Raw genomic sequence first — 3619 nt, forward strand, 5'->3', positions numbered from 1 at the left:
TCGCCGGGCCGCGCGAGCGTGCCGGCGAGGAGCGGGGCCAGGTCGTCGAGATCGCGGACGTGGGAGAGATCGTCCGTGGTCGACGGGGAGGACGGGGACGACGACGACGTGGTCTGCTGTGGCGCGCCGGTCGGCGCAGACGGGATGGTCATGACGGGGGTCTCCTGTGGTGGTGTGCCGCTCGGGCGTGACGGCGGCCCGGGCGTGAGAAAGGGTCTGGAACGGGCAGGTCAGGCGCAGTCGCGGGCGGTGGCGCCCAGCGCGTCGGTGACCAGGTCGTGGACGGCGTCGGGCCCGGGCGATCGCCGGATCTCCTCACCGATGGCGGCGGCCTTCCGGCGGTATCGATCGTCGGCGAGGATCGTCCGGGCAGCCGTCGCGATCCGGGCCGGGCTCGGGGTGGAGGTGCGGAGGTCGATCCCGACGCCGGTCCAGCCGACGCGGGCGCTTACTTCGGCCTTGTCCTCGGTGCGGCCGGCCACGAGCACCGGGACGCCGTGTTCGAGGGCGTAGTGCACCCCGCCGTAGCCGCCGTTGGTGACGAACAGGTCGGTCAGCGGGAGCAGTCGGTCGTACGGGAGGAACGACGCCGCGCGGACGTTCGCGGGCAGGTCCGCGGGCAGGGTCTCGAGCGGACGACCGCCGGTGCTCACCACGACCGTCACGTCGTCGTCGGCCAACGCGCGGACGGTCGGTTCGATGAGCGGCCAATCGGAGTTCGCGACGGTCCCCTGGGTCACGTGCACCACGGGTCGGTCACCGCTGAGGTCGTCCCACCATTCCGGCACCGGTGTGGAGGACGGGCGGGAGCGGGCGACGGGACCCACGAAGCGGACGGTGTCGGCGAGCCCCGGTCGCGGGTACTCGAACCCCGGCACGGTGAACTGCACGAGCAGGTCGGCGCCGATCGGCCAGTCGAGGAAGAACCGCGGCAGGTCGCGCCCGATCTCGGCGCGGGCGATCTCGTTCGCCCGTCGCTGCACGGGTCCGAATACTCCCCTCTCGGCGCCCACGGTAAGGACGCGGTTGCGGATCCGGCCGAGCGGGCCCGGCCGGGGCGGGATCCCCAGCCCGAAGGGAGCGACGTCAGGGTGCTTGACGGCCAGCGGCACGATGCCCAGGTTGACCAGGAGCGGTCGCTCGGCGCGCGGGATCCCGGTCAGCATGGCGCCCGCCGAGAACATGGACTCGGCCAGGATGGCGTCGGTCGGTTCGGCGGCGAGCGCGGCGCGGACGGCGGCGAGCTGAGCCGGGACCGGCTGCAGGAAGATCTCGATCATGTCGAAGCGCACTCCGGCGGGCCCGCGGAGGCCACGCCTGCCGGGAAATGCGGCGTCGATGTCGCGGTCGTCGTAGTCGGCGTCGGGTGGGAGCGGGAGGAAGTCCGCTCCGGTCTCGCGGACGTCGTCCCGGTACCGCGCGCCGGTGAGGAACCGCACGCGATCACCGGCGGCGACGAGGGACTGGGCGATGGACAGGAGCGGGGTGACGTGGCCGCGTACCGGGGTGGACGCGAGAAGGATGGAAGCCATGAGTGGTCCTCGGGAGAGCTGGCAGGCTAGGATTTGCCTGCCCGTCAAAGTATTCACCACCCCACTGGGTTAGTCAATAAGGATTTTGGAATGCCTGAGGCCGCGTCCACCCGGACCTATCGTTCGACGTTGCGCGCCGAGCAGGCCGCGAACACCCGCTCGCGGGTCGTGGCCGCCGCCGCCACCTGTTTTGCCGACCGCGGTTACGCGGGGACCTCGCTCGGCGAGATCGCCGAACGCGCCGGGGTGTCCACCGAGACCGTCAAGGCGAACGGACCGAAACGCGCGCTCCTGCTCAGCGCGTTCGATCAGGCCTTCGCCGGCGACGAGGGGGACGAGCTCCTGACCGAGTCCGATACCGGCCGGGACCTGGTCGGGATCGGCGACAACGACGGCTTCCTCTCCGCGCTGGCCGGGTTCATCGCCGCCGCGAACGCGCGCACGAGCGTGCTCTGGGGCGAGTATCTCGCCGCCGCGAACGCCGACCCCACCATCGACGAGGCGTTGACCGCCCTCCTGCAGCGCCGCCATCTCGACTTCCGCCGCACCATCGAGCAGTTCGTCGCCCGGGGGATGACCAGCCGGGTGGACGACGTGGACGGGGCGGCGGCGATCCTGTCGTTCCTCTGGTCCCCGGAGAGTCATCAGCAGCTCGTCCTGCAGAGCGGGTGGACCCACCAGCGCTACGAGACGTGGCTGATCGACGCGGCCCGTCGACAGTTCTCCATGTGAGTCGCCTCTCCATGTGAGCCGCGTGGGCGGGAGACGCGCAGGCGGGGAGGATCCGCCGGAGCGGCCCGGGCCCGTGAGGCACCCTCTACTCTCTTACCCACCATGCCTCGCACCCCTGACATCGTCTCGGCCGCGCTGAAGACCGCGACGTCGTACGTTCTCAACGCGGTCGAGGTCCTGCGTTTCGGCGGCCTGCAGACGGACGAAGAGCCCTCGCCGTTCGAGATCGTCGCGCGACGCCCGATGTTCCGGCTGCGTCGCTACTACCCGGCGCCGGCGGCGAACGCCGAGCACGGGGGTGCGGGAGACGGCGAGGACGCCCCGCCGCGCCCGCCGATCCTGCTGGTGCCGCCGATGATGATCTCCGCTGACGTCTGGGACGTGTCCCCCTCTACCAGCGCGGTCGCCGCGCTGCACGAGGCGGGAATGGACCCGTGGGTGATCGACTTCGGGGCCCCGGACATCGAGGCCGGCGGCCTCGAACGCACTCTCACCGACCACGTGATAGCCGTGAGCGACGCCGTCGACCTCGTCACGACCGCGACGGGCCGGTCGGTGCATCTCGGTGGATACAGCCAGGGGGGCATGTTCTGCTATCAGGCCGCGGCCTACCGACGCTCGCGCGACCTCGCCAGCATCGTGACGTTCGGCTCCCCCGTCGACTGGCGCGGCCATGCCCCGCTCGGCATACCCGAGGAGGTGGTCGTCACCATCGCGCGGTTCGTCGCCGACTACGTCTTTGCCGACCGCCCGCTGCCCGGGTGGTTGGCCTCGACGGCGTTCCGACTGCTCGATCCCATCAAGACCGCCCGTTCGCAGGTCGATTTCCTGCGCCAGCTCCACGACCGCGACGCGCTCCTCGGACACGAACGACAGCGCCGCTTCATCGGCGGCGAGGGGTTCGTCGCCTGGTCCGGTCCCGCGATCGTCGACATGATGCGGCAGGTGATCATCCAGAACCGGATGATGGTGGGCGGCTTTGTCGTGGGCGAACACGTCGTCTCCCTCGCCGACATCACCTGTCCCGTCCTCGCGGTGCTCGGCGAGGTCGACGAGATCGGCGTCCCGGCCGGTGTCCGCAAGATCGCCTCCGTCGCCCCGGCGGCCGAGGTGTACGAGTTCCCGGTCCGCGCCGGGCACTTCGGGCTCGTGGTCGGCTCGACCGCCGCCTCCCAGACGTGGCCCACCGTCGCCGCGTGGATGGGGTGGCGGGAAGGCGCCGGGCAGCGACCCGACGGCATCGCCGAGGTCGAACCCGGCGCCGTGGTCGACTCCACCCCCACCACGGCGATCATGCTCGCGGCGGACGGGGCGTTCCAGGTCGCCGGCCTCGGGATCGGCGCGGTGCGTGGGGT

At 71.5% G+C, this 3619-nt stretch carries 2 protein-coding genes and 1 pseudogene; 2 read left to right on the top strand and 1 reads right to left on the bottom strand.

Annotated features, from left to right (window positions below):
* Positions 1-230: 230 nt before the first annotated feature.
* Positions 231-1532 (bottom strand): glycosyltransferase, encoded by a 1302-nt coding sequence (locus tag IY392_RS13565; RefSeq protein ID WP_194861495.1) that lies wholly within the window; start codon positions 1530-1532, stop codon positions 231-233.
* A gap of 90 nt (positions 1533-1622) precedes the next feature.
* Here IY392_RS13565 and IY392_RS13570 point away from each other — a divergent pair, with 90 nt between their 5' ends.
* Both IY392_RS13570 and IY392_RS13575 read left to right on the top strand, forming a co-directional pair.
* Complete coding sequence (locus tag IY392_RS13570) at positions 1623-2264, top strand: TetR/AcrR family transcriptional regulator (RefSeq protein WP_107756878.1); 642 nt, start codon at positions 1623-1625, stop codon at positions 2262-2264.
* Positions 2265-2366: 102 nt separating this feature from the next.
* Positions 2367-3619 (top strand): annotated as a pseudogene (locus tag IY392_RS13575) (acyl-CoA synthetase); the annotation flags it as partial.

The sequence above is a fragment of the Dietzia sp. SYD-A1 genome (genome assembly GCF_015356725.1).
Lineage (GTDB): Bacteria > Actinomycetota > Actinomycetes > Mycobacteriales > Mycobacteriaceae > Dietzia.

Coding starts and splice junctions, on each gene's coding strand:
- IY392_RS13565 (WP_194861495.1), bottom strand. CDS start 1,532: ATGGCTTCCATCCTTCTCGCGTCCACCCCGGTACGCGGCCACGTCACC.
- IY392_RS13570 (WP_107756878.1), top strand. CDS start 1,623: ATGCCTGAGGCCGCGTCCACCCGGACCTATCGTTCGACGTTGCGCGCC.